The 23,129-nt window shown below is 35.8% G+C and carries 25 protein-coding genes and 1 other RNA gene; 7 read left to right on the top strand and 19 right to left on the bottom strand.

What is annotated here, in order from left to right:
* Nucleotides 1-30: 30 nt before the first annotated feature.
* The 11 genes from R2Q77_RS09210 to R2Q77_RS09260 form a co-directional block, all read right to left on the bottom strand.
* A complete protein-coding gene (locus R2Q77_RS09210; RefSeq protein ID WP_316803430.1) occupies nt 31-1,434 on the bottom strand; it encodes a sigma-54 dependent transcriptional regulator in 1,404 nt (467 codons plus the stop codon).
* Between the two features lie 140 nt (nt 1,435-1,574).
* Nucleotides 1,575-1,952: RNase P RNA component class A (gene rnpB, locus R2Q77_RS09215), an RNA gene on the bottom strand.
* Between the two features lie 76 nt (nt 1,953-2,028).
* On the bottom strand, nt 2,029-2,451 hold the full coding sequence (locus R2Q77_RS09220; RefSeq protein ID WP_316803431.1) for a cytochrome c: 423 nt from the start codon (nt 2,449-2,451) through the stop codon (nt 2,029-2,031).
* A gap of 107 nt (nt 2,452-2,558) precedes the next feature.
* Nucleotides 2,559-3,209, bottom strand: coding sequence for an SCO family protein (locus tag R2Q77_RS09225; RefSeq protein ID WP_316803432.1), 651 nt, complete (start codon nt 3,207-3,209; stop codon nt 2,559-2,561).
* A gap of 65 nt (nt 3,210-3,274) precedes the next feature.
* Nucleotides 3,275-3,532 carry a YHS domain-containing protein gene (locus tag R2Q77_RS09230; protein WP_316803433.1) on the bottom strand — a complete coding sequence of 86 codons (258 nt, stop codon included), beginning with the start codon at nt 3,530-3,532 and terminating at the stop codon, nt 3,275-3,277.
* A gap of 5 nt (nt 3,533-3,537) precedes the next feature.
* On the bottom strand, nt 3,538-4,002 hold the full coding sequence (locus R2Q77_RS09235) for a hypothetical protein (RefSeq protein WP_316803434.1): 465 nt from the start codon (nt 4,000-4,002) through the stop codon (nt 3,538-3,540).
* A 3-nt stretch (nt 4,003-4,005) separates the two neighbouring features.
* Nucleotides 4,006-4,983, bottom strand: a complete 978-nt coding sequence (locus R2Q77_RS09240) for a transporter (RefSeq protein WP_316803435.1) — start codon at nt 4,981-4,983, stop codon at nt 4,006-4,008.
* Entirely contained in the window at nt 4,946-5,956 is a 1,011-nt protein-coding gene (locus tag R2Q77_RS09245) for a cytochrome-c peroxidase (RefSeq protein ID WP_316803436.1), read from the bottom strand. Before R2Q77_RS09245 ends, R2Q77_RS09240 begins: the two co-directional genes overlap by 38 nt.
* Nucleotides 5,957-5,982: 26 nt before the next feature.
* Nucleotides 5,983-6,753, bottom strand: a complete 771-nt coding sequence (locus R2Q77_RS09250) for an MbnP family protein (RefSeq protein WP_316803437.1) — start codon at nt 6,751-6,753, stop codon at nt 5,983-5,985.
* A gap of 168 nt (nt 6,754-6,921) precedes the next feature.
* Complete coding sequence (locus R2Q77_RS09255) at nt 6,922-7,293, bottom strand: hypothetical protein (RefSeq protein WP_316803438.1); 372 nt, start codon at nt 7,291-7,293, stop codon at nt 6,922-6,924.
* 179 nt (nt 7,294-7,472) lie between these two features.
* Complete coding sequence (locus tag R2Q77_RS09260) at nt 7,473-9,209, bottom strand: phospho-sugar mutase (RefSeq protein WP_316803439.1); 1,737 nt, start codon at nt 9,207-9,209, stop codon at nt 7,473-7,475.
* 271 nt (nt 9,210-9,480) lie between these two features.
* Here R2Q77_RS09260 and R2Q77_RS09265 point away from each other — a divergent pair, with 271 nt between their 5' ends.
* The gene (locus R2Q77_RS09265; protein WP_316803440.1) at nt 9,481-10,794 is read left to right on the top strand and encodes an aspartate kinase; all 1,314 of its coding nucleotides are present in this window, start codon (nt 9,481-9,483) and stop codon (nt 10,792-10,794) included.
* Here the strand turns inward: R2Q77_RS09265 and R2Q77_RS09270 are convergent.
* Nucleotides 10,783-10,947 carry a hypothetical protein gene (locus tag R2Q77_RS09270; RefSeq protein WP_316803441.1) on the bottom strand — a complete coding sequence of 55 codons (165 nt, stop codon included), beginning with the start codon at nt 10,945-10,947 and terminating at the stop codon, nt 10,783-10,785. The two genes, R2Q77_RS09265 and R2Q77_RS09270, sit on opposite strands and share 12 nt — an antisense overlap.
* A gap of 218 nt (nt 10,948-11,165) precedes the next feature.
* Between R2Q77_RS09270 and lysA the strand changes: the two genes are divergently transcribed.
* Nucleotides 11,166-12,320, top strand: a complete 1,155-nt coding sequence (gene lysA, locus R2Q77_RS09275; protein ID WP_316803442.1) for a diaminopimelate decarboxylase — start codon at nt 11,166-11,168, stop codon at nt 12,318-12,320.
* Nucleotides 12,321-12,742: 422 nt separating this feature from the next.
* Here lysA and R2Q77_RS09280 read toward each other — a convergent pair whose 3' ends face one another.
* The 3 genes from R2Q77_RS09280 to R2Q77_RS09290 all read right to left on the bottom strand — a co-directional run bounded on the left by R2Q77_RS09280 (nt 12,743) and on the right by R2Q77_RS09290 (nt 14,690).
* Complete coding sequence (locus R2Q77_RS09280; RefSeq protein WP_316803443.1) at nt 12,743-12,955, bottom strand: hypothetical protein; 213 nt, start codon at nt 12,953-12,955, stop codon at nt 12,743-12,745.
* Nucleotides 12,956-13,003: 48 nt separating this feature from the next.
* A complete protein-coding gene (locus R2Q77_RS09285; RefSeq protein ID WP_316803444.1) occupies nt 13,004-13,381 on the bottom strand; it encodes an SRPBCC domain-containing protein in 378 nt (125 codons plus the stop codon).
* A gap of 118 nt (nt 13,382-13,499) precedes the next feature.
* The gene (locus tag R2Q77_RS09290; RefSeq protein WP_316803445.1) at nt 13,500-14,690 is read right to left on the bottom strand and encodes an acyl-CoA dehydrogenase family protein; all 1,191 of its coding nucleotides are present in this window, start codon (nt 14,688-14,690) and stop codon (nt 13,500-13,502) included.
* 113 nt (nt 14,691-14,803) lie between these two features.
* On the opposite strand from R2Q77_RS09290, the gene R2Q77_RS09295 reads away from it, so the two are divergent.
* Genes R2Q77_RS09295 through R2Q77_RS09305 form a run of 3 tightly spaced genes read left to right on the top strand, consistent with a single transcriptional unit; the run spans nt 14,804 to nt 17,550 of the window.
* Nucleotides 14,804-15,172, top strand: coding sequence for a dihydroneopterin aldolase (locus tag R2Q77_RS09295; RefSeq protein WP_316803446.1), 369 nt, complete (start codon nt 14,804-14,806; stop codon nt 15,170-15,172).
* Nucleotide 15,173: 1 nt separating this feature from the next.
* Nucleotides 15,174-16,583 (top strand): FAD-binding oxidoreductase, encoded by a 1,410-nt coding sequence (locus tag R2Q77_RS09300; protein ID WP_316803447.1) that lies wholly within the window; start codon nt 15,174-15,176, stop codon nt 16,581-16,583.
* Between the two features lie 37 nt (nt 16,584-16,620).
* Nucleotides 16,621-17,550 (top strand): alpha/beta hydrolase, encoded by a 930-nt coding sequence (locus tag R2Q77_RS09305; RefSeq protein WP_316803448.1) that lies wholly within the window; start codon nt 16,621-16,623, stop codon nt 17,548-17,550.
* Here R2Q77_RS09305 and R2Q77_RS09310 read toward each other — a convergent pair.
* Nucleotides 17,538-18,032, bottom strand: coding sequence for a thioesterase family protein (locus tag R2Q77_RS09310; RefSeq protein WP_316803449.1), 495 nt, complete (start codon nt 18,030-18,032; stop codon nt 17,538-17,540). The genes R2Q77_RS09305 and R2Q77_RS09310 overlap by 13 nt on opposite strands.
* 69 nt (nt 18,033-18,101) lie before the next feature.
* On the opposite strand from R2Q77_RS09310, the gene R2Q77_RS09315 reads away from it, so the two are divergent.
* Both R2Q77_RS09315 and R2Q77_RS09320 read left to right on the top strand, forming a co-directional pair.
* On the top strand, nt 18,102-18,536 hold the full coding sequence (locus R2Q77_RS09315) for an Hsp20/alpha crystallin family protein (protein WP_316803450.1): 435 nt from the start codon (nt 18,102-18,104) through the stop codon (nt 18,534-18,536).
* Between the two features lie 156 nt (nt 18,537-18,692).
* The gene (locus tag R2Q77_RS09320) at nt 18,693-20,006 is read left to right on the top strand and encodes a nicotinamide mononucleotide adenylyltransferase (RefSeq protein WP_316803451.1); all 1,314 of its coding nucleotides are present in this window, start codon (nt 18,693-18,695) and stop codon (nt 20,004-20,006) included.
* 4 nt (nt 20,007-20,010) lie between these two features.
* Here the strand turns inward: R2Q77_RS09320 and R2Q77_RS09325 are convergent, their stop codons facing one another.
* The 3 genes from R2Q77_RS09325 to R2Q77_RS09335 form a co-directional block, all read right to left on the bottom strand.
* Complete coding sequence (locus R2Q77_RS09325) at nt 20,011-20,709, bottom strand: LytTR family DNA-binding domain-containing protein (RefSeq protein ID WP_316803452.1); 699 nt, start codon at nt 20,707-20,709, stop codon at nt 20,011-20,013.
* Nucleotides 20,706-21,752, bottom strand: a complete 1,047-nt coding sequence (locus tag R2Q77_RS09330; RefSeq protein WP_316803453.1) for a sensor histidine kinase — start codon at nt 21,750-21,752, stop codon at nt 20,706-20,708. Before R2Q77_RS09330 ends, R2Q77_RS09325 begins: the two co-directional genes overlap by 4 nt.
* A 153-nt stretch (nt 21,753-21,905) precedes the next feature.
* Nucleotides 21,906-23,129, bottom strand: a complete 1,224-nt coding sequence (locus tag R2Q77_RS09335; RefSeq protein WP_316803454.1) for an ABC transporter permease — start codon at nt 23,127-23,129, stop codon at nt 21,906-21,908.

Here is a 23,129-nt window from a genome sequence, read left to right on the forward strand (position 1 = left end):
CTATTAAACCTTCCAATAGACACAAAATATCTATTCTGCTCTTTTCAAGCCAAATTTTTCTATTTTGCTGTATAAGTGACTCCGCTGTATGTCAATTTCATCAGCGGTTTTAGAAACATTCCAATTATTTTTTTCCAGTTTAAATTTAATAAACTCACGTTCTGCGTGGTCTTTATAATCCTGGAAATTATTAAAACTATCAAAAGTAGAAGCTAAGCTTGAACCACCCGACCCGGCAATTTGTGCGCTGGTTGCAGCGCCTATATTAGTACCACCACCTGGATTTGCAAACGCCCTTACATCGTTTTCGGTAATCACCCTGTCACTTAAAATAATTAAACGCTCAATCATATTATGAAGCTCACGTACATTACCGGTCCAGGGCAATGCTTGTAATGCACTCATCCCGCCATCGTTAATCTTTTTAACTGGCATGCCATAATCATTACAAATGCTTTCCAAGAAGTTTTGAGCAATAACCGGAATATCATCAGTACGTTCGGTTAAGTGCGGCACATGAATGTTAATTACGTTTAAGCGGTGGTATAAATCCATACGGAAATTACCATCTTCAATTTCTTTTAACAAATCTTTATTGGTTGCAGCTAAAACACGAACATTTACTTCAATTTCCTTTTCGCCACCAACGCGTGATATTTTATGCTCCTGCAATGCTCGCAATACTTTTGCCTGTGCGGAAAGGCTCATGTCGCCAATCTCATCTAAAAATAAAGTTCCGCCATTGGCCAATTCGAATTTACCTATCCTTTGTTTTACAGCAGATGTAAATGAACCTTTTTCATGCCCGAATAACTCACTTTCAATCAATTCAGAAGGTATAGCCGCACAATTCACTTCAATTAAAGGGCTGTCTGCACGATTTGATTTTTCGTGTAACCAACGGGCTACCAGCTCTTTACCGCTACCATTGGCGCCTGTGATTAATACGCGGGCTTCTGTAGGGGCAACACGCTCTATGGTTTCTTTAATTTTAGAAATACTTTCTGAAGCACCTAAAATTTCGCGTGTTTTACTTGCTTTGCGCTTTAAAACTTTAGTTTCAGTAACTAAAGTACCACGATCAAGCGCGTTTCTAACCGTAATTAATAAACGGTTTAAATCAGGTGGTTTTGAAATAAAATCAAAGGCTCCTTTTTTACTGGCTTCTATTGCAGTTTCAACGGTTCCATGTCCAGAAATCATAATAAAAGGAAGGTCTGGTTTAATAATCAGCGCTTGCTCAAGCACTTCCATACCATCCATTTTATTCATCTTAATGTCGCAAAGTACAAGGTCGAAATTCTCTTTTTTGATCATTTCTAATCCATCGATACCGTTATCAATATCTTCTACATCATAGTTTTCATACTCTAAAATTTCTCTTAAGGTACTTCTTATTGCACGTTCATCATCAATTATAAGCAGTTTTGCCATTTGGTTTTATTTATTCTATTTTGAAATGCGAATATATTATTTTTTAATTAATGTATAGTTTTTTATACAATAAGTTAAGCTATTAACGGGAAAATGTTTTAAAAGTTTTAGCCTGGTGGGAAATAATATAGGATAAAGGAAAAAAATGCAGGTCTGTAAGCCGGGTTCTGTTTCCCAATAAATTGGGCTTCTATCATTAATCCACTATAAACGTTGCCGTTTATCTCTAACGACCTACCCACTAACATCGGACGGGCAGCCCTACATGCGTTAGCCTATTTGGTCTTTCAACTCCCGGGGTTTACAATCATTTACAGTCGCCTGCAAATGTCGTGTGCTCTTACCACACGTTTTCACCCTTACCCCGATAAATCGTGGCGGTATACTCTCTGTTGCACTTTCCGTAATTCAGGTTTTCAATCCTAAATCCCTTTCTGTTAGAAAGCGGGATGCCCTGTGTTGCCCGGACTTTCCTCTCTCTCGATTTTACCCGAAACAGCGATAGAACAACCTGCATTTTGCGCAAATATGAGCTTTTTAAGTGAAAGGCACCAAAAAATACTTATTTTTTTATATATAAAGCGATAGTCAGGATTACTTGCAGTTCTGCAAATCTTTGCTCACTTCATTATAATGAACAAAACCCTGTTTGTTTCCAAAAGAGTTGGTAATAAAAACCATTACCTGCGCTACATCAATATTTGCAAGCTCTGGAAATGCCGGCATTTTCTCTTTATATTCTTTACCGTGAATGGTGATGGATTCGTTTAAACCATTTTTAATAATACAAGCTAAGCGGGTTTTATTGTTTTTTAAAAAAACAGAATCTGTTAATGGAGGTGCAAGCTGACCTAATCCTTCTCCGGTTTCGCCATGACAGTTCTGACATTTGGCTACGTAAATATCTTTTCCATTCGACATGTAGTTTTGTAAATCTATTTGCTGCTGATTTTGACAGGAAATCATTATCGCGACCACAGAAAGGATAAAAACAGAATTGATGATGTATTTACGCATGGATGTTTTGTTGAAAATCAAAAATTAGTTTGTCACAGAAACACAGGTTTATAAGAAATAAAAAAAAATAATTATTCTTAATTCCTGTATTTCCGTAACGAATTGTTTTATTTTTTGTACTCCGCTAATAATACCGGAATATCTTTTTTTAATTGCTCTACCTGATCTGTTTTAGTGCCATCGTATGCACCACGGATGCGTTTGTCTTTATCTACCAAAACTAAATATCCCTGATGGATATAGCCATCTTTAGCCGTACTGTCTTCGCCAACAGCAACTAAATAACTTTTTTCAGCCAAAGTATAGACACTATCTTTCGATCCGTAAACAAATTGCCATTTGGGCCCATCTACACCTAATTTTTGTGCGTATTTTTTTAATACTGATGGTTTGTCGTACTTAAAATCAATGGTATGAGAAAGGAACATCACATCCGGATTGGATTTAAATTCGTTATAAACCGTCATTAAATTGCGGTGCATGGTGGGGCAAATGGTTGTGCATGATGTGAAAAAGAAATCGGCTACGTATACCTTACCTTCTGTAGCTGCATTTGTAATTAAGGTACTGTCCTGATTTAAAAATGACCATTTAGGTATAGTTTGATATACTGTATCTATTTTATCTACCCCGGCGGCATCCTTTTTAACTTCAGCATGGCGTTCGCCATAAATTGGGAGTTTTCTGTCTTGTTTACAAGATGATATTAGTGCAACAGACAATAAACATATTGCGATTGATGAGATAATTTTATTCATGTTCTTATATTAAAGTGTAAATATACAACCTCTGTTTTGCAGAAGACAATTATTTATGGCATCAATTAATTTTTGGTGTATTTGACAGGCTCTTTTACAAATTTTTGCTTGCAGCTTTCTGAACAAAAACCGTAAACAACTTTATTGTATACGACTGTTTTGGTACTGCCTGCTTTAACTTTCATTTTACAAACCGGATCAATGCCCTCTTTTTTCAAGGTATCGGTTAATGGTGTATCGGGGTTTGTAAAATGATTTTCGGTTGCTTTTAAAGTTAGCATGGCTACCAAAGCAATCAAAGTGGTGATTATTAATCTTTTCATCTTTTTTATTTATTTGTTTTTAATGGACCTGATTTTATTTGATAGCTGTTTAATACCGAATCAGATTCTCTTATGATTTTAATGTATACATCTTCTACACCTCTTATTTTCATCATTTCTGTTTTGTAGTAAGCTAAATTTTGTGCTTCGGTTTTGCCGTTGTAATCATCTTTAAATTCGTGCATCCAATCCATCATCTGTTCGTCGGCCAGGTTTAAGCGATTAATTAGATTGGTGATTTTTTCTTTTTGCTGGGTCGAATCCTGAGCAGTTCTTACCTGTTTTGATAAAAGAACCGTATCCAGAATCATCCTGTTTTTAATTACTTTTTCGCCATCAATCATAAGCTTATCGTGTATATTTAATACTTCCTTTTTAACGGCTTTAGAATCGGGCGTGGTTTTACAGGCCGTTAGGGCGGCTGCTATAATTGCATAGCAGCCGATTTTTTTGAAACTTATTCTATTCATAATTTAAAAATTATAGGTAACACCGATATATGCTTTTCCGGCACTCATTGGGTGGTCGGTTTTGGCTTCCCATATGTTTTTTTGGATGCCTGCATTTAAGGCTATGTTTTTATAGAAAATATCAGCACCTATTCCACCCATCAGGTTATTCATTTTATGCTCTCCGGTTTGCTGGCCCTTATATTTTTCACCTGCTGAATATTCGTAAAAGAATTGAGCTGAGGGCATAACCTGCCAGTCTTTATTAATTCTTTGAGTAAAGAAAATGTTAAGAAAACTTGTGGTGCTGTTGGCTATGCCTTCCTGTTCGCTGTTTTGGCCATTAACCTTATACGATGTATTTAAACTTGCGCCGAATTTTCCTAACCCTACCATGTAGTTTAAATAAACAAAGCCATCTGTACTGCCTGTACCGGCTTGCATTAATGAAGAATAACGAATGCCTTCAAAATTTTTGAAATCATTTTTACCTGTTGGTAATTTTATACCTGCTCCGGCAATTAACTGCTGTTTAAAATTATCTTCCATTTTTCTGAATAAATGATAACCTGCATAGAGATTTACATCACCAATGCCCGAAATAGAAGAGGTGTAACCATTATATCTTTCTGAATTGGATGCATAAGGCACAATGGCATTGATTTCAAGTTTATCGGTAATAAAATATCTTCCTCTAATCTCAAGTGAACGATAAATCTCATAATCTGCCGGATTATTATTGTGCCCTGTTATGGGCTGGTCCTGGCTTCTGGCCGGAATAAAAAAGCTACTTCCACCGGGGAATAATGAATGCGATTGTCCTTCGTAACCATTAAATGAGCGATAACGATATAACATACTGATGCTGTTTCGGTTATAGTATGGCGTAATACCCATAAAGCAACCGCAAATGTCGCAGGCAAAAGTTTGTGCGCTGATTAGCAAAAAAACTAAAACCAATAATTTACGCTTCGCTATATAGAGTGTTTTTAATAAATTCATAATCTGTTAATGTTTTTAAAAATGCTTTGATTTGTTCTTTTTCTGATCCACTTAATGGAATTCCATTTTTAAGCAGTGGATCTAAATTTTCTGATGCTTTAATACCAGAATTGTAATGCTCGAGTACTTCATCCAGGCTATAAAAGCGCCCGTCGTGCATGTAGGGCGAAGTATATTCAACATTTCTTAAAGTAGGTACCCGAAATTTCCCCCTGTCCGAATCTACGCCGGTGATATGCGCCCGGCCTTCGTCAATACTTGTTACATCCAGACCGTTGCTTTTATAATCAAAATCTGTAAAAAATGGTTCTTTATGGCACGAAGCACATTTTTCTTTAAATAATGCGTATCCCTTTTGTTCTGTATCGGTAAATGAAACGCCGGCTTCTTTTCTGATAACTTTATCATATTTGGAATTGGCAGAAACTAAAACACCAGTAAACTGCGTAATTGATTTTAAAATCAATTGTGAATTAATTTCAGTTGTACCGAACGCTTTTTTAAATAAATCAGGATAGGGTGCTGTATTTTTTAAAAAAGTTACGATGGTTTCAATATCCGTTCCCATTTCGCAGGCATCGGTAATCGCATTTAGCGGAGAAGTTTCCAGGTTTTTGACACCGCCATCCCAAAAAAATGCTTTTTGCCAGGCTAAATTAACTAATGGAGGCGTATTACGCTTTCCCTGACAGTTGTTTACACCATGGCTAACCTTATGATCCAATTGTGTAAAGGCGGCAAACTGCTGATGGCAACTTCCGCAGGAAACACTTTTATCGGCAGATAAGCGTGCCTCGTAAAATAATTTTTTACCCAGTGCAAAACCTTCATTGGTTAACTTATTATCTTCAAAATTGTATGCTGGCTCCGGAAAGTTAGAAGGCCTTTCAAACTTAATTGCTTTTTCCTCTGGCGTTAGCGTTCCTTCATTTTTACTACAGGCATACATCAACGCAATGCTTAAAAAAAGCATTGCGAAGACAGTTAATTTCCTAAGCATTAATTATGAATATGATCTAAACGAAATAGGCCGTTTGCATAATTATTGGCTACCAAAACAGAATTGACACCACCCATGGTGAAATTTAAAGTAGCAAAACTAACATCTGTTTTACCGGTAAAAAGAGCGGCGGCATTTACAATAAAATGCATATCAGGTTTTTTATCGGTTCTAATTCTTAATGGATTTGCTGCATTAATTTCTGTAGAAAAAGTTCTGATGGTATTGTTTGGATCTAATACGCCCCCGATATGGAATGTTAAAGCATTATTAGCAGCAGTGGATTGTGGCGATGTGCCTTCCAGTTTCACGAAAATATAACCACTGTTCCAGGTCCAGAACATTCCGTTTACAGGGTCCAAAGCACCTGTTTGGGCCCCTGCAAAATTACGTGCATAATCCACACCAATGGTATATTCAATTTTAGTATAATCTCCGGTTGGAATGTTGGCTACTGTAACCAGTTTTGAGTTGTCTTTAGATGCATCAATTAAAAAATAACTTTCGGGTACTGCAAATACAGTTCCATCGGTTTTTGTTAGTTTAACGTTGCTTACATAATATTTAAATGTACTTATTTTAAAATCTTCGCCTTTTGCATTTTTATAAGTGGCTGTTCCTAAGTTTAATGCGGCGCCATTTACCTGGTTTTCAAATTCCATGGTAAACGATGATTTCGAGTCAATAGTAATATCGTCGTTATTTTTTTTGCAGGAAGATAAGAGTATAATAGGGCAGATGAATGCCAGTAAGTATATTGATAATTTCATTTTTATCGAAAATTGGATTAGTAAATAATGATCTATAATGTCGTTGCCGCAATTATTTCGTTAAATTTTAGTAGAAATAGTAAGGCTAAAACAAGATTGATTGTTCATTCCATTTAATAGTGGATTGACAATCACATTCAAGTTAACGACGGTAAAAAAATAGAAATACTAAGCCAGTTTTGGCGGTTGGAAAATAGATAGGTGTAAGGAAGGAAGTGGCTTTTGTAAATAACCAATTTCGGTTTTAACCTCAAAAGAAGGAATGATATGATTTAAAACCACAAACTTAAAAGAAGGCTCGGCTTCTATTACTCTGCGCAGGTTTTCCTGCTCGGTTTTATTCTTTTTTTCAAGATCCTTTAATTTTGTCGCTAAAAAACATTTACCATCACAATGCAGTTCGGGGTGTTCTTTATTGATACAAAATACGCTTGTAATGTATTCTTTATTGAGTTTATAGCCAGAATATATAACCAATTGCATGGCGCCGTTGGATAATATCGAAGTGATTAAGAAAAATATAAGGATTCTTTTGAACATAGCTATTTGCCTGCAAATGTACAAACGAATTTGATTGTGGCAAATAAATATATGTTTCTTTTATTTGGAAATATATAATTTAGCTAAAAAGAAAGCTTGTCGAAGTGCTGTTAAATTATTAACAGATTTTTCGACAAGCCCAGTATGACAATTATTTAAATGGAATCTTTTATAAATGGTTAAGCCTGTAAATCAGTCATAACTGCTTTAATTTTCTCCGCCAGTTTTTCATTAACGCCATCAAAATCTGCTCTGCTGGCCAAAGGTGCATTCACACTGCAGTAGAATTTAATTTTAGGTTCCGTTCCGCTTGGACGAGCAGATACAATACTTCCGTCTTCGGTAATAAATTGAAGTACATCTGACTTAGGCAATGCCAATTTGCTTACATTGCCAGTATGTAAATCCGTTTCATTACCTAATTCATAATCTTTTAATAAAGCAACCTTAGAACCGCCCAATGTAACAGGTGGATTATTTCTAAATTTTTCCATCATGGCTTTAATTTCTTCGGCACCGGTTTTACCTTTTTTGGTAATGGAAACTAAATCTTCTTTATATAAACCATATTCTACGTAAGTATCCAGTAAAGCATCGTATAAACTATTACCTTTATCTTTGTAGTAAGCGGTCATTTCTGCAATAAAAGCAGCCGAAACCACGGCATCTTTATCGCGTACCAAATCGCCAACTAAATAACCATAACTTTCTTCACCGCCACCAATAAAATATTTTTTGCCCTCAAGCTCAGTCATCACCTGACCAATCCACTTAAATCCTGTTAAGGTATTGTAGAAAGTGACGTTCTTTTTTTTGGCTATCTCTTCAATCAGGTTAGACGTTACAATGGTTTTAACAATAAACTGGTTTCCATCCAGCTTACCCTTTTCTTCCCAGGCACTTAACAGGTAGTTGATTAATAAACTGCCGGTTTGGTTGCCATTAAGTAATAACCACTCGCCTTTATTATCTTTAACTGCAATGCCCACACGGTCGGCATCCGGATCGGTTGCCAGTACTAAATCTGCATCAATTTCTTTGGCTTTTTTTAAGGCTAATGTTAAAGCTTCTTTCTCCTCGGGGTTAGGGTAAATAACCGTTGGGAAGTTACCATCTGGCGTACTTTGCTCTTCAACCAGGGTAACATTGGTAAAACCAAACTGAGCCAGTGCCTTTGGAACCAAAGTAATTCCGGTACCATGAATAGGAGAGTAGACTATTTTTAAATCGTGTTGTCTTTTAATGGCATCAGGCGAGATGGAAAGGGCGGTAATGCCATCCAAATAAAGCTTGTCTACATCTTCTCCAATTAATTCAACATTGGCATCAATGCGGTTAAATTTAACCTCGTCTATACTTTGGATTTTATTTACTTCATCGATCACCAGTTTATCATCAGGAGCCGTAAACTGACCGCCGTCAGCACCGTAGGCTTTATATCCGTTATATTCTTTTGGGTTATGAGAAGCCGTAAGCATTACGCCACTTTTGCAACCAAAATGACGAACTGCGAAAGAAAGTTCGGGTGTTGGCCTTAATGCCGAGAAAAAATAAACATGTATTCCATTTGCAGAAAAAACATCAGCTGTAATTTTGGCAAAATAATCAGAGTTATTTCGGCTATCATGTGCAATGGCAACTTTAATCTTTTGGCCCGGGTATTTATTGTTCAAATAATTGGCTAAACCTTGCGTTGCGGTACCGATAGTATATTTGTTGATGCGGTTAGAGCCTGCGCCCATAATGCCCCGTAATCCACCCGTTCCAAATTCTAAACTTTTATAAAATGCATCAGTTAATTCTGTAGTTGCATTTTTATCTACAAGAGCCTGAATTTCAGCCTTGGTATTTTCATCGTAATTTCCACTTAACCACTTATTAATAGTGTTTTGTGTTGCTTGATCAATTGCTTGCATTGAGCTTGTTTTTAATTTAATATCTGGTTTTGAACAATTTTAAATCAGGGATGTTTGGAAGAAATCAAAATATTTTGCTCTTATCCAAATTTTATTTTGTTGAGGATGTTGATTTTAAACTCCTTTTGTTTAATTTCACGCCCCGATACAATAATAAAGAAAATTACATATTCCAGTATAAAAAATGAAAGCATCATAATTTTCCTATAGCCAAAAATAGATAAATAAATTATGATAGCTTCATTGCCGCTAAAAAACAATAGATAAGTAAATGAAAATATTAAAATTTGGGGGTACTTCTGTAGGTAGTCCCGAGCGCATGACGAAGTTGTTGGATATCATTAATCCAAATGAAGAACAGATTGTGGTTTTATCGGCTGTTGCCGGAACGACAAACAGTTTAGTAGAAATTGCAAATAATTTTTTAGCTGGAGATAAGAAGAAGGGGAGCGAGTGCGTTGAAAACCTTTATCAAAAATATAAAACTTTTGTTATTGAACTTTTACCTGCTGCAGAATTTCAGGAGCAGGGTAATGAGGTAATTGATTATCATTTTACTTTTTTGGCTGGATTAGCCAACGATATTTTTACCGCAATTGAGGAAAAAGTTGTTTTGGCTCAGGGCGAATTGTTATCAACAACTTTATACCACATTTATTTAAAATCTATAGGCGTACCTTCAGTATTATTACCCGCTTTAGATTTTATGAAAACGGATGAGGATAGTGAACCAGATATTCCGTTTACAACGAAACATTTAACACCTTTATTAGAAAAACATAAAGACAATAAACTTTTTATTACCCAGGGTTATATTTGCCGCAACAGTTTTGGCGAGGTCGATAATTTGCGCCGTGGCGGAAGTGACTACACTGCATCATTATTGGGCGCAGCTATTATGGCCGAAGAAGTTCAAATATGGACCGATATTGATGGAATGCACAATAACGACCCCCGTATTGTAAAGGGTACTAAACCAATAGCTCAATTATCTTTTGATGAGGCTGCAGAGCTTGCTTATTTTGGAGCAAAAATTCTTCACCCACAATCGGTTTTTCCTGCACAGAAATATAAAATACCAGTTCGTTTATTAAATACAATGGAGCCGCAAGCGGCCGGTACTTTAATTACGCACGATAGTGAAAAAGGTAAAATTAAATCAATAGCGGCTAAAGATGGTATTACGGCGATTCGAATACAATCAAGCCGTATGTTGTTGGCTTACGGTTTCTTACGTAAGGTATTTGAAGTTTTTGAACGGTATAAAACGCCAATCGATATGATCACCACATCAGAGGTTGCAGTATCTCTAACCATCGATGAAACGGCTCATTTACCAAAAATTATCGAAGAACTGGAAAGTTTTGGAACAGTTGAGGTGGATACCGACCATAGCATTGTTTGTGTGGTTGGCGATTTTGGCTCAGAAAAACATGGTTTTGCCAGTAGGGTTTTAGAAGGATTAAAACACATCCCTATTCGGATGATTTCTTATGGAGGAAGCAATTATAATGTTTCTTTATTGATACTAAGCGAATATAAGACGGAGGCTTTAAGAAGCCTGCACAACCGTTTATTCGAATAATAAAAAGAAACAGCCCGCAAGCACCACAAGGCCGATAAATAGATGAATGATTAAGAAATTTATCGGCAACATTTCTTTTTTATACCTGCGGTAAGAGTTTAACAACCCAAGGGTAATAATAAGAGCTATAAAGATGGCGGCTGCAATTTTCATAAAATTTGTTTTTTAAAATGACGGTGAGGGAATCTGAGAGATTAAATCATAATCTTCTGAGAAATAAAAGAAATAAAACAATGAAAAGTAAAACGATAAAAAATCTGATTTTACCTTCATATTGTTTTCGGGTAATTCTTCCATGCTTAAAATCCAGGTAGTTACCCCAGTAAATAAGTGCAAAGAAAATAATTAAAATTATAATAAGGAATTTGAACATGTTCGCCGATAAAGATATATCAAAGTTTAACAATATAGAAACACCTTTTTACTACTACGATACAAATTTATTGCAAAAAACATTGCGCACTTGTGCCGATGCTGCTGCAGCTTATAAATTTCACATCCATTATGCTTTAAAGGCCAATTTTAACCAGGTTTTACTGCAGCAGATAAAAGAAATTGGATTTGGTGCAGATTGTGTAAGTGCTGGAGAGGTTAGAAAAGCGGTAGAAATTGGTTTCGATCATCAGAAAATTGTTTTTGCAGGTGTAGGTAAATCAGACAAGGAAATTAATGAGGCTTTAGACCTCGATATTTTCTGCTTTAATGTAGAATCTATCCAGGAGCTGGAAGTTTTAAATGAGCTTGCTGCAAAAAAAGGTAAAACTGCCCAGGTAGCCATCCGTATTAACCCTAATGTTGATGCCCATACGCATCATAATATTACAACTGGTTTGGATGAAAACAAATTTGGCATCAATTCATGGGATTTACCGGAGTGTGCTGAAACCTTAAAAAAATCAGCCAGCCTTAAATTTATTGGCATTCACTTCCATATCGGATCGCAAATTACAAACCTGGATGTTTATAAAAATCTTTGTGTACGCGTTAACGAATTTGCAAAATGGTTTGAAGATAAGGGCTTTACTTTAAAAGTGCTGAATGTAGGTGGTGGCTTAGGAATTAATTATTACGAACCGGATAACCAGATACCTGATTTTGAGGCTTACTTTAAAATTTTTAACGAATTTTTAGAAGTCAAACCAGGGCAGGAAGTTCATTTTGAATTGGGAAGGGCTTTAGTTGGACAATCTGCTTCGCTAATAACGAGGGTATTATACATTAAAAATGGTAAGAAAAAGAATTTTGTAATTCTGGATGCTGGCATGACTGAATTAATGCGACCGGCGCTTTATCAGGCTTATCATAAAATAGAAAACCTAAGCCGTGGCATCGGAAATGCGGTAAAATATGATATTGTTGGGCCTATTTGCGAAAGCACAGATTGCTTTGGTAAAGAAGTAGAACAACCTGAATCTTTTAGAGGCGATATTTTTGCCATTAGAAGCGCTGGTGCCTACGGTGAAGTAATGGCTTCTAAATACAATTTAAGAGATGCGATAAGATCAGTTTACAGTGCTGATTTGTAATAATATTTGCTAAAAACGATTATTGAAAACCTTCCTTTGCCAAGCGCCAAAGGAAGGTTTTTTTGTTATTTATGTTTGTAGTTTTAGGTTCTTGAGATTCTTCTCTGCGTTCAGAATGACAAATAGGCTTGTAAGAGGGAAGTTTCTTAGCTTTAAAAGATTCTTCTTTGCGTTCAGAATGACAAATAGGGTTGTAAAAAGGAAGTTTTTAGCTTTAAAAGATTCTTCTTTGCGTTCAGAATGACAAATAGGGTTGTAAAAAGGAAGTTTTTAGCTTTAAAAGATTCTTCTCTGCGTTCAGAATGATAAATAGGGTGGTAAGAGGAAAGCTTGAGGAAGCTTTCTGTTTTATAGCTAAGCATGAGAAATCTGTTATATTCTTTACAGATTTCTCATGCCATTTTTTAAAAAAGATAATTTAATTATTTTCTTTTGGATGCCACGAATATAAATACTCCGGCTACCAAAATAATGCCGCCTACATATGGCGGCCAGTTTACATCTTTCTGTTTATCTGCTGAGATTTGAATTGGTCCGGCATCAACAACTTTTTCTTTTCTTGTATATGAAAAACCTGTCCAAATGAGCATAATTATTCCCAGAAATATTAATACAACGCCTAATGTTTTGTTCATGATTTTAGATATTGGTTAAAATCACAACAAGCAAGGCGCTGTTAAGTTTTAATCTTCAAAGAAATCAACCAAACCACCAAGGTAATTTTCTTCAATACCTTCGGTAAAATCTTTAAAATCTTCCTCAGGGATATTAGTTTGTCTAAACTCCAAAGATGTACCAGGCTTATCTTCGTGCAGCTTAATCGTCACAATAGAAGCTTCATTATCCTCACCAAAATACCATTGCTGTACAATTTTTTTATTGGGTTCAAATTCTAAATTCCTTCCAACGATATCGCCATCCCATAAAGAAAATTCAGTATCTGCTTTTTCTTCAAACTCTACCTCAGCACCAGTCCATAACTTTATACTGATGTCTTTTGTTAAAGCCAGATAAACTTCTTCAGGAGTAGCAGGTATGTAAATATATTTTTTAAAGTCCATAAGGTTATTAAAGTAGTAAAAAAGGCAAAGGTACAGGATATGATGTGAAATGATTAATGGAACACAGAATAAATGTTAAGTTAAAAGCACAATTCCTATTTCATCCATTCCAAATACATTATTTAAAGGCATTTAGGCCCGTTACATCCATTCCGGTAATTAGCAAGTGAATATCATGTGTACCTTCGTAGGTTACTACAGATTCTAAATTCATCATGTGGCGCATAATCGAATATTCGCCGGTGATGCCCATTCCACCAAGCATTTGGCGGGCGTTTCTGGCAATATCCAATGCAATTTCCACGCTATTTCTTTTGGCCATAGAAATTTGTTCGGCTGTTGCCCTGTTTTCACTTTTTAATACGCCCAAACGCCAAACTAATAATTGTCCCTTGGTAATTTCGGTAACCATTTCAGCAAGTTTTTTTTGCTGCAACTGAAAGCCTCCGATAGGTTTACCAAACTGGATCCTTTCTTTAGAATACCTGAGTGCGGTATCATAACAATCCATGGCTGCACCCAAAGCACCCCAGGCAATGCCATACCGGGCTTGGTTTAAGCAGCCCAACGGACCTTTTAAACCACTTATTTCCGGGAAAATATTTTCTTTAGGTACTTTAACATTATCGAAAACCAATTCTCCCGTAGCTGATGCTCTTAAACTCCACTTATTATGGGTTTCAGGTGTAGAAAAACCTTCCATTCCACGTTCAACGACCATACCTCTGATTTTTCCAGACTCGTCTTTTGCCCAAACTACAGCTATATCAGCAAAGGGCGCATTACTAATCCACATTTTGGCGCCATTCAAAATATAATGAGAACCCGCATCTTTTATATTGGTAACCATGCCGCTCGGGTTCGATCCATGATCGGGTTCTGTTAAACCAAAACACCCCATCATTTCGCCACTGGCTAACTTGGGTAAATATTTTTTACGTTGCTCTTCAGTACCATAAGCATAAATTGGGTACATAACCAAAGAACCCTGAACTGAAGCTGTTGAACGAATTCCTGAATCTCCACGTTCAATTTCCTGCATTAAAATTCCATAAGCTGTATAATCCAAACCAGCTCCACCATACTCTACCGGAATGGTAGGCCCAAAGGCACCAATATCTGCTAATCCTTTAATTAAATGTTTCGGAAATTCTGCTTTTTGAGCATAATCTTCAATAACAGGACTCACTTCTTTTTTAACCCATTCTCTTGCTGTAGAGCGGATTAACTTGTGCTCGTCTGTTAAAAGCTCATCTAATAAATAGTAATCTGGCGCTTCGTAAAGATCTTTTTTTGCTGATTTGCTCATATAAAATGAAATTATCTGGTTAAGAGAATGTGTTCATTTCAAAGGTAACAATTTACCGCAAGGGGCATTATATTCATGAATAAAAATTTAATTTTGTTTCACGAACGAACATAATGAGTAATTTAAAACAAACCGTTGCCTTAAAAGATGTAAAGTGTTTTGCTTTGCATGGTTTTTATCCCGAAGAACAATTAATCGGTAATCATTTTACAGTAGATTTAGAAACGATATTTGCGCCATTGGGTTTTGATGATGAATTAAAACAAACAGTAAACTACGAAGATTTGAATGCCATTATTTTATCGGAAATGAAAAATACACAGAAACTTCTGGAAACGGTGTTGCACAACATGATCTCGAAAGTGATAAAATTTTATCCCTTTGTAGAAATAATTAATGTGAGCATCAAAAAATTAAACCCGCCAATGCCCGGACAAATCGGCCATTCTTTTGTGAAACTAACTTATACAGCATCAAAATAACATGAACTTTACCAAATTAAATCCTCAGATTTTAGAAGAAATTAAAAGCATTTTAGGCGAAAACGCAGTTTTTACAGACGCCGAAAGTTTGGATAATTACAGTCATGATGAAACAGAAGATTTGCGCTATCAACCCGAAGTTGTAGTTAAACCTAAAACCACAGTTGAAGTTTCTGCTTTGCTTAAGCTTTGTAACGGCTACGGCATTCCGGTTACGCCAAGAGGTGGAGGAACAGGTTTGAGTGGCGCGGCTTTACCAATTTATGGTGGGGTTTCTTTATCAATGGAAAAATTTAAAGCCATTATTGAGGTTGATACCGAGAACTTACAGGCTACTGTTGAACCAGGCGTAATTACCGAAGATTTTATTAACGCAGTTGCTGAAAAAGGCCTTTTGTATCCTGTTGATCCAAGCAGTAAGGGCTCTTGTTTTATTGGTGGAAATGTAGCCCATGGCTCTGGTGGTCCACGGGTAGTTAAATACGGAACCATTCGCGAATATATTTTAAACCTGGAAATCGTTTTGCCCAATGGTGATGTAATCTGGACAGGAGCAAACACCTTAAAGTATGCTTCTGGTTATAATTTAACGCAACTAATGATTGGTTCGGAGGGTACACTGGCGGTGGTAACCAAAATCGTAACCAAGCTTTTGCCTAAACCACAAAATTCTGTCTTAATGATGGGATCTTTTAGCACGAATGAAGAAGCCTGCGAAGCTGTTTCGGCTATTTTTAGGGCTGGGGTAACGCCATCTGCCTTAGAATTTATGGAACGAAAAGGGGTGGAATGGGTAATTAAATACGACGATATTAAATTTGATCTTAAAGAGGATGTTAAAGCCTTATTGATGATTGAGTTTGATGGAGATGATTTAGATGATATTTTTAAAAACTGCGAGAAAACCAACCTCGTTTTAGAAGAGCATAAATGTACTGAAGTACTTTTTGCCGATTCTGCAGCTCAAAAAGAAGAATTATGGAGAATGCGCAGAACGATGGCTGAATCTGTAAAGTCTAACTCGGTATATAAAGAAGAAGATACCGTTGTGCCGAGAGCCGCCTTGCCAAAATTAATTAATGGAATTAAAGAAATTGGTGCAAAGTATGGCTTTGAAAGTGTTTGTTATGGCCATGCTGGTGATGGAAATTTGCATGTAAACATTATAAAAGCAGGTATGAGCGATGAAGACTGGAAGGATAAATTGAAATTCGGTATTACCGAAATTTTTGAACTCACCAGGGATTTGGGCGGAACTTTATCTGGCGAACATGGAATTGGATTGGTACAGAAAGATTATATGCCGATTAAATATTCTGAAATTCATTTAAATTTAATGCGGGGAATTAAACAGGTTTTCGATCCAAAAGGTATACTAAACCCAGGGAAAATGATTCCCGATTCAAAATAATAAATCAACTTAAACATTCTCCAGATTATTAACACACATGAAATATATATTAATTTTACTTTACCTTATTTTAGGCATATTTAATACACAAGCACAAACCATTTATAGTCATGCATATGGTAGATCTAATCATAAAGCGGTTATATTTATTCATGGCGGCCCAAGTGGTAATTCAACACTTTTTGAAGGTACAACCGCTCAAAATTTAGCCGACCAAGGTTTTTATGTAATTGTCTACGATAGAAGAGGAGAAGGCAGATCGGCTGATCCTGCTGCAAAATTTACCTATGAGGAAGCTTTTAATGATCTAAATGATATTTACAAGAAATATAACCTTAAATCTGCGAATATTATTGCTCATAGTTTTGGTGGATTAGTAGGTACATTATTTTCAGAGAAATACCCTGAAAAAGTCCATATACTCATATTAGCTGGTGCTTTATTTTCCCAGCAGGAAACCTATAATCATATTCTAACCTCAGTTAAAAAAACATATACGGTCGAAAATGACACGGCAATGCTTAAAAGAGTGGCTTATGTAGAAGGTTTAGATAAGAACACTGCTGAATATAGAAAAGGTTGCTTCGATCTGGCCGGAAAAAATGGCTATTTTAAAGTTCAAAATCCCAGTGATGATGCCCTTGCTTTAAATAAAAACTACGAAGCCAGTATTTTTTATAAAACCAACATCAAGAATCAGAATGCGCCGATCAGTTTTTATAAAAATGAGCCTCTTAAAAATATTGATACCAAGCCCGTTCTGGAGAAAATAAAAAATAAAAAAATCAAGCTTTTTGCAATTTATGGTAAACAAGATGGGATTTTTTCTGACAAACAAATCGAAGACATGAAGCGCATTACCGGAAAAAACAAGTTTGTTTATTTAGATAATTGTTCACATTACCTTTTTGTAGATCAACAACAAGAATTTTTAGCAGCAGTTAAAAAATGGCTTTATTTTAATTGATCTAACTGCTCAAAATTTACCATTTTTTGTTTTTCAGCATCAGGAATAGCTGTTGGCTTTCCTGATGAATAATCTACTGCAATGCAAACCGTTTTGCCTTTGCTGCAAATTACTTCTTCATTACCCTTTAGTTTTACAATCTGATAATCCAGATCAAAACTGCTATTTCCAATTCTGGATGTTTTAACATGGACAGCTATTTTATCGCCCATTAAAATCGGTAAAATGTAATCCAGTTCGGCATGACCGATAACTATACCAGTCTTTTTCCAGTCCCAGTTTATAATTTCTTCCCAATACTTCGTTCGGGCAATTTCCAGATAGGTGAAATAGACAGAATTGTTTACATGTCCCATCATATCAAAATCTATAAAGCGAAGCGGAATGTTGGTTTTATAGTTATAAAAGTCAGAAAATCGCTTAATTTCTGACAATTTGTCTTTTGATTTGCTTTTATTTTGCCAAAATGTCTTAAAAATCATAATAATTTAGATTGGTATATAAGTTGAATAGAGTGAGATATAAGTTTTAAAATAAAAAAAATCAGAGATATGACACTTGTAAATTTCAACAACAAAACACGCAACACAGCTCCTTACTTTAACAATGTTTTTGATTCATTGTTTAGCGATGCAATGACAAAAAATAAAATGGTTGATAAATCGCCAAATGTTAACATTAGCGAAAATGAAACGGCTTATGTAATTGAGTTGGCTGCACCAGGATTAAAGAAAGAAGATTTTCAAATTAATTTAAAGAAAGATACTTTATCTGTTTGGGCTGAAGTAAAAAAAGAAGAAACAAACGTTATAAAAGATTTTACCCGTAAAGAGTTTGATTACAGCTCTTTTGCAAGATCGTTTAACTTGCCTGATAGCGCAGATGGCGACAAAATTACTGCCGAATATAAAGATGGTATTTTAAGCATCAACATCGGTAAAAAAGATGAGGCTAAATTACAGCATAAAGAAATTGTAGTCGCATAATAGTTTTTCATATTAGTTTAAGTTTAGGTTTATAAGGATAATACCGGATGGTGTTATCCTTATTTTTTGCTGTCTGGTTAATCGCATACCGTATTTAGATTGATTTTATATTACATCTGAATTTATCCTAACGTCATTTTTTTGTACTTTTGCGCCATGGAAAGAGAAATTCTGGATACTAAACGCAAAGCCTTAAAAATAAACCTTGACCAAGCCATTTATGGTACTTTTGCCGAAATTGGTGCAGGACAGGAAGTTTCGAGAAACTTTTTTAATGCAGGTGCGGCATCCGGAACGGTAGCCAAAACCATGTCGGCTTATGATATGACTTTTAGTGATGCCATTTATGGTGCCGAAGCTTCAGGTCGTTATGTAAGTCAAAACCGATTGCTGCAAATGCTCGATCATGAGTTTGGCCTGCTTAACGAGCGTTTATCGGGCGAAAAGTATGAAAGCCGCACTTTCTTTGCTTTTGCAGATACAGTAACCACCCTCAATTACAAACGTACCAATGAGCCTCACGGTTGGGTGGGTATTCGTTTTCAAAATGAACCGGGTGGTTTGCCTAATGAAATCTTTTTCCACGTACGTTTATTGGATACCGATGTAAATATGCAACAGCGTGTGCTGGGCATTATTGGCGTTAATTTACTTTATGCGGCTTTCTATAATTATCAGGACCCTAAATTAATGGTCGAGTCTTTGGCAGATAACCTGACGATAGGGTCGGTAGAAATCGACTTAATTTCTGTTAAAGGACCAGCTTTTCCTGAGGTAAACAATATTTTGCTGAATCTTTATATGATTATGAAGGATTTTTCTGCAGCAGCAATTTTTGATGCAGATGCACATCCACGCCAGGCTAAAGATTTGTTGTACAAAAAGGACATCATGATTTTAAGGACCAAATACGGACAGAAATCTAATCCTAACTTTAACCTGTTTAATAAAGCTACAGAACAATTTAAACGGACCAACAATGTAGCCGAAGGCAACTTAGCCGTCATGATAGAGGTATTACTTACCAATGTTTTAACTGACGGCCAGGAAACTCCTGATGATGTTGATTTGGAAGCTGTTGCAAAGAGAACACAGGATATGTGCGATACTGGAAATATTGTAATTGTATCAAACTTTACCCGTCATAACCGTTTGGCAAAGTATTTAGACCGTTGTAAGCCTAAAAGTGTTGGATTGGCCACTAACATCAATAACCTGAAATTTGTATTTAATTCCACCAATTTTGGCGAGAATTATTCAGGTCAGTTATTAAGCTATGTAAATGATATGTTTAGCAAAAATGTGAGGTTGTTTGCTTATCCGTTTTTAGATAAAAAAACCAATCAGGTTATCACTACAGCTAATATGCCGATAACCCCTGAAGCTAAACCTTTATTTGATTTCTTGCTGATAAACGGTTATATTACAGATATTAAAGATTACAGCGAAGACGAAGTGAAAACGGTTTAATTAATTATTTAAGCAATTTTTCAATTACATATTTATAAGTATCGCTAACAGGTAATTCCTCCTCGTGGATAAAAACTGAGTTTTTTCTAATAGAAGTAACCTGCCTGATATTAACGATATAAGATTTATGAATTCTTTCGAAATCATCCGGAAGTTGTTCTTCAATACCTTTCATACTTACGCGTACAACCGCAGCTTTAGGACTATTGGCAAGGTGAATTTGGACATAATCTTTTAAGCCTTCTATAAAGGTAATGTCGTTAAAATTAATTTTCATCAGGCTATAGCCAACATTAACAAACATATATTCCGGCTTGGCCAGGTTAGCGTGTTCAGATGATTGCTTTAATTCGTATAAATCTTTGGCTTTATTACAGGCCCTCATAAAACGATCCATTGAAACAGGTTTCATTAAATAATCCAGAACATCCAATGCAAAGCCGTCTAAAGCATATTGTTTGTAGGCTGTAACTAAAATTACCATTGGCTTTTTAACCAAACTCTGAATAAACTGTAAGCCGGTAATGCCCGGCATCTGGATATCTATAAAAATTAAGTCTATAGATTGTTCCTGCATAATTTTATTTGCAACAAATGCATCATCGCAACTTGCAATTAAATTAAGAAAAGGTATTTTGCTAATATTATCCGCTAAAAGATTTAAAGCTAAAGGTTCGTCATCAATGGCCAGGCAGTTAATCATACATTTAATTTTAGAGCTAAATTTACTATAAACCAATCCTTATTTTTATCAATTTCGAGCGTATGTTCTTTCTGGTAAAGCAGGTTTAACCGGCGGCTTACATTCGTTAAACCAATGCCCGATGAATTATCTTTGACTTCCTTACCTTCATTAGGGTTAAATTTATTCTGAACGTTAAATGTCAATGTACCGTTTTCGGCTTTAAGATTGATTAAAATTTTCGGCTTTTCGATTAAACCAACCCCATGTTTAAAGGCGTTTTCTACAAAAGGAATTAAAAGCATGGGTTCAATCTCATCATATTCATTTTGCAGGCTAATATTGGTTTCTATTTCTACCTTTTTACCAAAACGCTGCATTTGAAGATCGATATACCCTTGTAAGTATTCAGATTCAGTTTTTAAAGTCACTTTTTCCTCATCAGTTTCATACAACATATATTGCATTAAGCCTGATAATCTCATCACCGTAGGTTCTAACTCCTCACTTTTTAAACGAACAAGCGCTACAATATTATTTAAAACATTAAAAATAAAATGTGGACTGATTTGCGAACGAAGAAAAGAAAGTTCTGTTTTCATATTTTCCTGTTCGCGTTGCAAAGTTCTTTTTTCTTCTTTAATCCGATCTGTAATCATTCTAAAAACAGTGCTGGCAGCCATCGTAAGTAAAAAGGTTGGTAAATTAAACCAAATCGTTCTTACCAGGTTAAAATTAAAATTTGGAAGATAAAGCTGGAATAAAATGGCATGAACAACCATTACTCCCAATAAACTAAGCAAAAAGAAAAATGCATACTGTAAATACTGTTTCGGGTAAAGAAATTTCTGAACCAGTACCTGGCTGTTTAAATAAAATATGGCAATCCAATAAAAATAGCTGGTAAAATTTAACCTTAAAAACTGTGCTTCTTCATCAGGCGACAAGGGGCGTGGTGGCCTACTGCGGTTAACATTTATAATATAGGGTAGAGCAATTAAAACAGCCCATACCAGAATATGCATGGTAATTTTAATCCATTTTTTGGAGAAATTGATTGTCATTATCTTTTGCGTCGATCTTTTCATGGCTAAGTTATCAATAAATTATGCTTTTACCATTCTGATAATTTACGATCATAGAGAAACTAAATAAACAAATGAGTAAGGGCAAAAAGACTATCGCACGCTTAAAACAAAGCCTGAGTGTCATTAATTCTACTCGTATCTTAATGCATCAATCGGATCTAAATTAGATGCTTTCTGAGCCGGATAATAACCAAAGAATACACCTGTAACCGCACAAACAATAAAAGAAATAACAATTGATGATTCTGAAATCAGTATTGGCCAGTTTAAAAAATAGGAGATGAGGAAGGCCGAACTTACCCCTAATAATACACCAATAATACCACCGGTGATGCTAATTAAAATGGCCTCGATTAAAAATTGCATCAATATATCTTGTCCTCTGGCACCAATAGACATTCTCAAACCAATTTCACGGGTACGCTCCGTTACTGAAACATACATAATATTCATAATCCCGATGCCGCCAATAAGAAGCGAAATACCTGCAATGGCCGTTAGCAATACAGTAAGCATGCTGCTGGTAGAAGTAATGGTGGTAATTAGTTCGGCCTGTGTACGTACCTGAAAATCATTTTCCTGTGTACCCAATAATTTATGGCTTTCGCGAATAGAATTTGTAATTTCAGTTGTAGCTGCATCACTTGAAGCTTCGCTGGTTGCAGAAGCATAAATACTTTGTAAATAATTGGTAGCCGTAATTCTTTTTTGCACTGTGGTATAAGGTGCCAGGATAATATCATCCTGATCCTGGCCGAAATTACTTTGACCCTTTGGCTCTAAAATACCAATAACCTGAAAAGGAATGTTTTTGAACCTGATGATCTGACCGATAGGATTGCTGCCATCGGGAAATAAATTTGTAATTACGGTTTGTCCCAGCAGGCATACTTTAGCAAATTTTTTCACATCTGTTTCTGAAAACAATATTCCGTCTTTTAGCTTTAACTGGCGGATATTTAAATAATCTGGGCTTACACCGGTAATGGTTGTTGGCCAGTTGTAGGCACCCTTAATAGCTTGCCCACTTGTTGAAACCACAGGAGATAGGCCATTTATATTTTTAGAATTTAACCGCTCAATGCCTTGAATATCTTCCAGTTTAAGGGTTTGTATACTACTTCCCTGCAAACGTACACCTCCAGGTTCGTTACTTTGGGGCATAACAGTAATCATATTAGAACCCATGCCGGATAATGAAGATTGAATGCTTTGCTTTGAACCTTGCCCAATTGCCATCATCGCAATTACAGCCGCAACACCGATAATTATGCCCAGCATGGTTAAAAAAGCCCTAAGCTTATTTCTCTTCAATGCCATAAAAGCAATTCTCAACAAATTTAAAATGCTCAT

Origin of the sequence: Pedobacter nototheniae, assembly GCF_032678625.1 — a bacterium.
In the GTDB taxonomy this organism is placed as follows: domain Bacteria; phylum Bacteroidota; class Bacteroidia; order Sphingobacteriales; family Sphingobacteriaceae; genus Pedobacter; species Pedobacter nototheniae_A.

Bases quoted from the DNA above. Each gene is read 5' to 3' on its own strand.
- R2Q77_RS09210 (WP_316803430.1), bottom strand. From the start codon at position 1,434: ATGGCAAAACTGCTTATAATTGATGATGAACGTGCAATAAGAAGTACC.
- R2Q77_RS09220 (WP_316803431.1), bottom strand. From the start codon at position 2,451: ATGCGTAAATACATCATCAATTCTGTTTTTATCCTTTCTGTGGTCGCG.
- R2Q77_RS09225 (WP_316803432.1), bottom strand. From the start codon at position 3,209: ATGAATAAAATTATCTCATCAATCGCAATATGTTTATTGTCTGTTGCA.
- R2Q77_RS09230 (WP_316803433.1), bottom strand. From the start codon at position 3,532: ATGAAAAGATTAATAATCACCACTTTGATTGCTTTGGTAGCCATGCTA.
- R2Q77_RS09235 (WP_316803434.1), bottom strand. From the start codon at position 4,002: ATGAATAGAATAAGTTTCAAAAAAATCGGCTGCTATGCAATTATAGCA.
- R2Q77_RS09240 (WP_316803435.1), bottom strand. From the start codon at position 4,983: ATGAATTTATTAAAAACACTCTATATAGCGAAGCGTAAATTATTGGTT.
- R2Q77_RS09245 (WP_316803436.1), bottom strand. From the start codon at position 5,956: ATGCTTTTTTTAAGCATTGCGTTGATGTATGCCTGTAGTAAAAATGAA.
- R2Q77_RS09250 (WP_316803437.1), bottom strand. From the start codon at position 6,753: ATGAAATTATCAATATACTTACTGGCATTCATCTGCCCTATTATACTC.
- R2Q77_RS09255 (WP_316803438.1), bottom strand. From the start codon at position 7,293: ATGTTCAAAAGAATCCTTATATTTTTCTTAATCACTTCGATATTATCC.
- R2Q77_RS09260 (WP_316803439.1), bottom strand. From the start codon at position 9,209: ATGCAAGCAATTGATCAAGCAACACAAAACACTATTAATAAGTGGTTA.
- R2Q77_RS09265 (WP_316803440.1), top strand. From the start codon at position 9,481: ATGAAAATATTAAAATTTGGGGGTACTTCTGTAGGTAGTCCCGAGCGC.
- R2Q77_RS09270 (WP_316803441.1), bottom strand. From the start codon at position 10,947: ATGAAAATTGCAGCCGCCATCTTTATAGCTCTTATTATTACCCTTGGG.
- lysA (WP_316803442.1), top strand. From the start codon at position 11,166: ATGTTCGCCGATAAAGATATATCAAAGTTTAACAATATAGAAACACCT.
- R2Q77_RS09280 (WP_316803443.1), bottom strand. From the start codon at position 12,955: ATGAACAAAACATTAGGCGTTGTATTAATATTTCTGGGAATAATTATG.
- R2Q77_RS09285 (WP_316803444.1), bottom strand. From the start codon at position 13,381: ATGGACTTTAAAAAATATATTTACATACCTGCTACTCCTGAAGAAGTT.
- R2Q77_RS09290 (WP_316803445.1), bottom strand. From the start codon at position 14,690: ATGAGCAAATCAGCAAAAAAAGATCTTTACGAAGCGCCAGATTACTAT.
- R2Q77_RS09295 (WP_316803446.1), top strand. From the start codon at position 14,804: ATGAGTAATTTAAAACAAACCGTTGCCTTAAAAGATGTAAAGTGTTTT.
- R2Q77_RS09300 (WP_316803447.1), top strand. From the start codon at position 15,174: ATGAACTTTACCAAATTAAATCCTCAGATTTTAGAAGAAATTAAAAGC.
- R2Q77_RS09305 (WP_316803448.1), top strand. From the start codon at position 16,621: ATGAAATATATATTAATTTTACTTTACCTTATTTTAGGCATATTTAAT.
- R2Q77_RS09310 (WP_316803449.1), bottom strand. From the start codon at position 18,032: ATGATTTTTAAGACATTTTGGCAAAATAAAAGCAAATCAAAAGACAAA.
- R2Q77_RS09315 (WP_316803450.1), top strand. From the start codon at position 18,102: ATGACACTTGTAAATTTCAACAACAAAACACGCAACACAGCTCCTTAC.
- R2Q77_RS09320 (WP_316803451.1), top strand. From the start codon at position 18,693: ATGGAAAGAGAAATTCTGGATACTAAACGCAAAGCCTTAAAAATAAAC.
- R2Q77_RS09325 (WP_316803452.1), bottom strand. From the start codon at position 20,709: ATGATTAACTGCCTGGCCATTGATGACGAACCTTTAGCTTTAAATCTT.
- R2Q77_RS09330 (WP_316803453.1), bottom strand. From the start codon at position 21,752: ATGACAATCAATTTCTCCAAAAAATGGATTAAAATTACCATGCATATT.
- R2Q77_RS09335 (WP_316803454.1), bottom strand. From the start codon at position 23,129: ATGAGCATTTTAAATTTGTTGAGAATTGCTTTTATGGCATTGAAGAGA.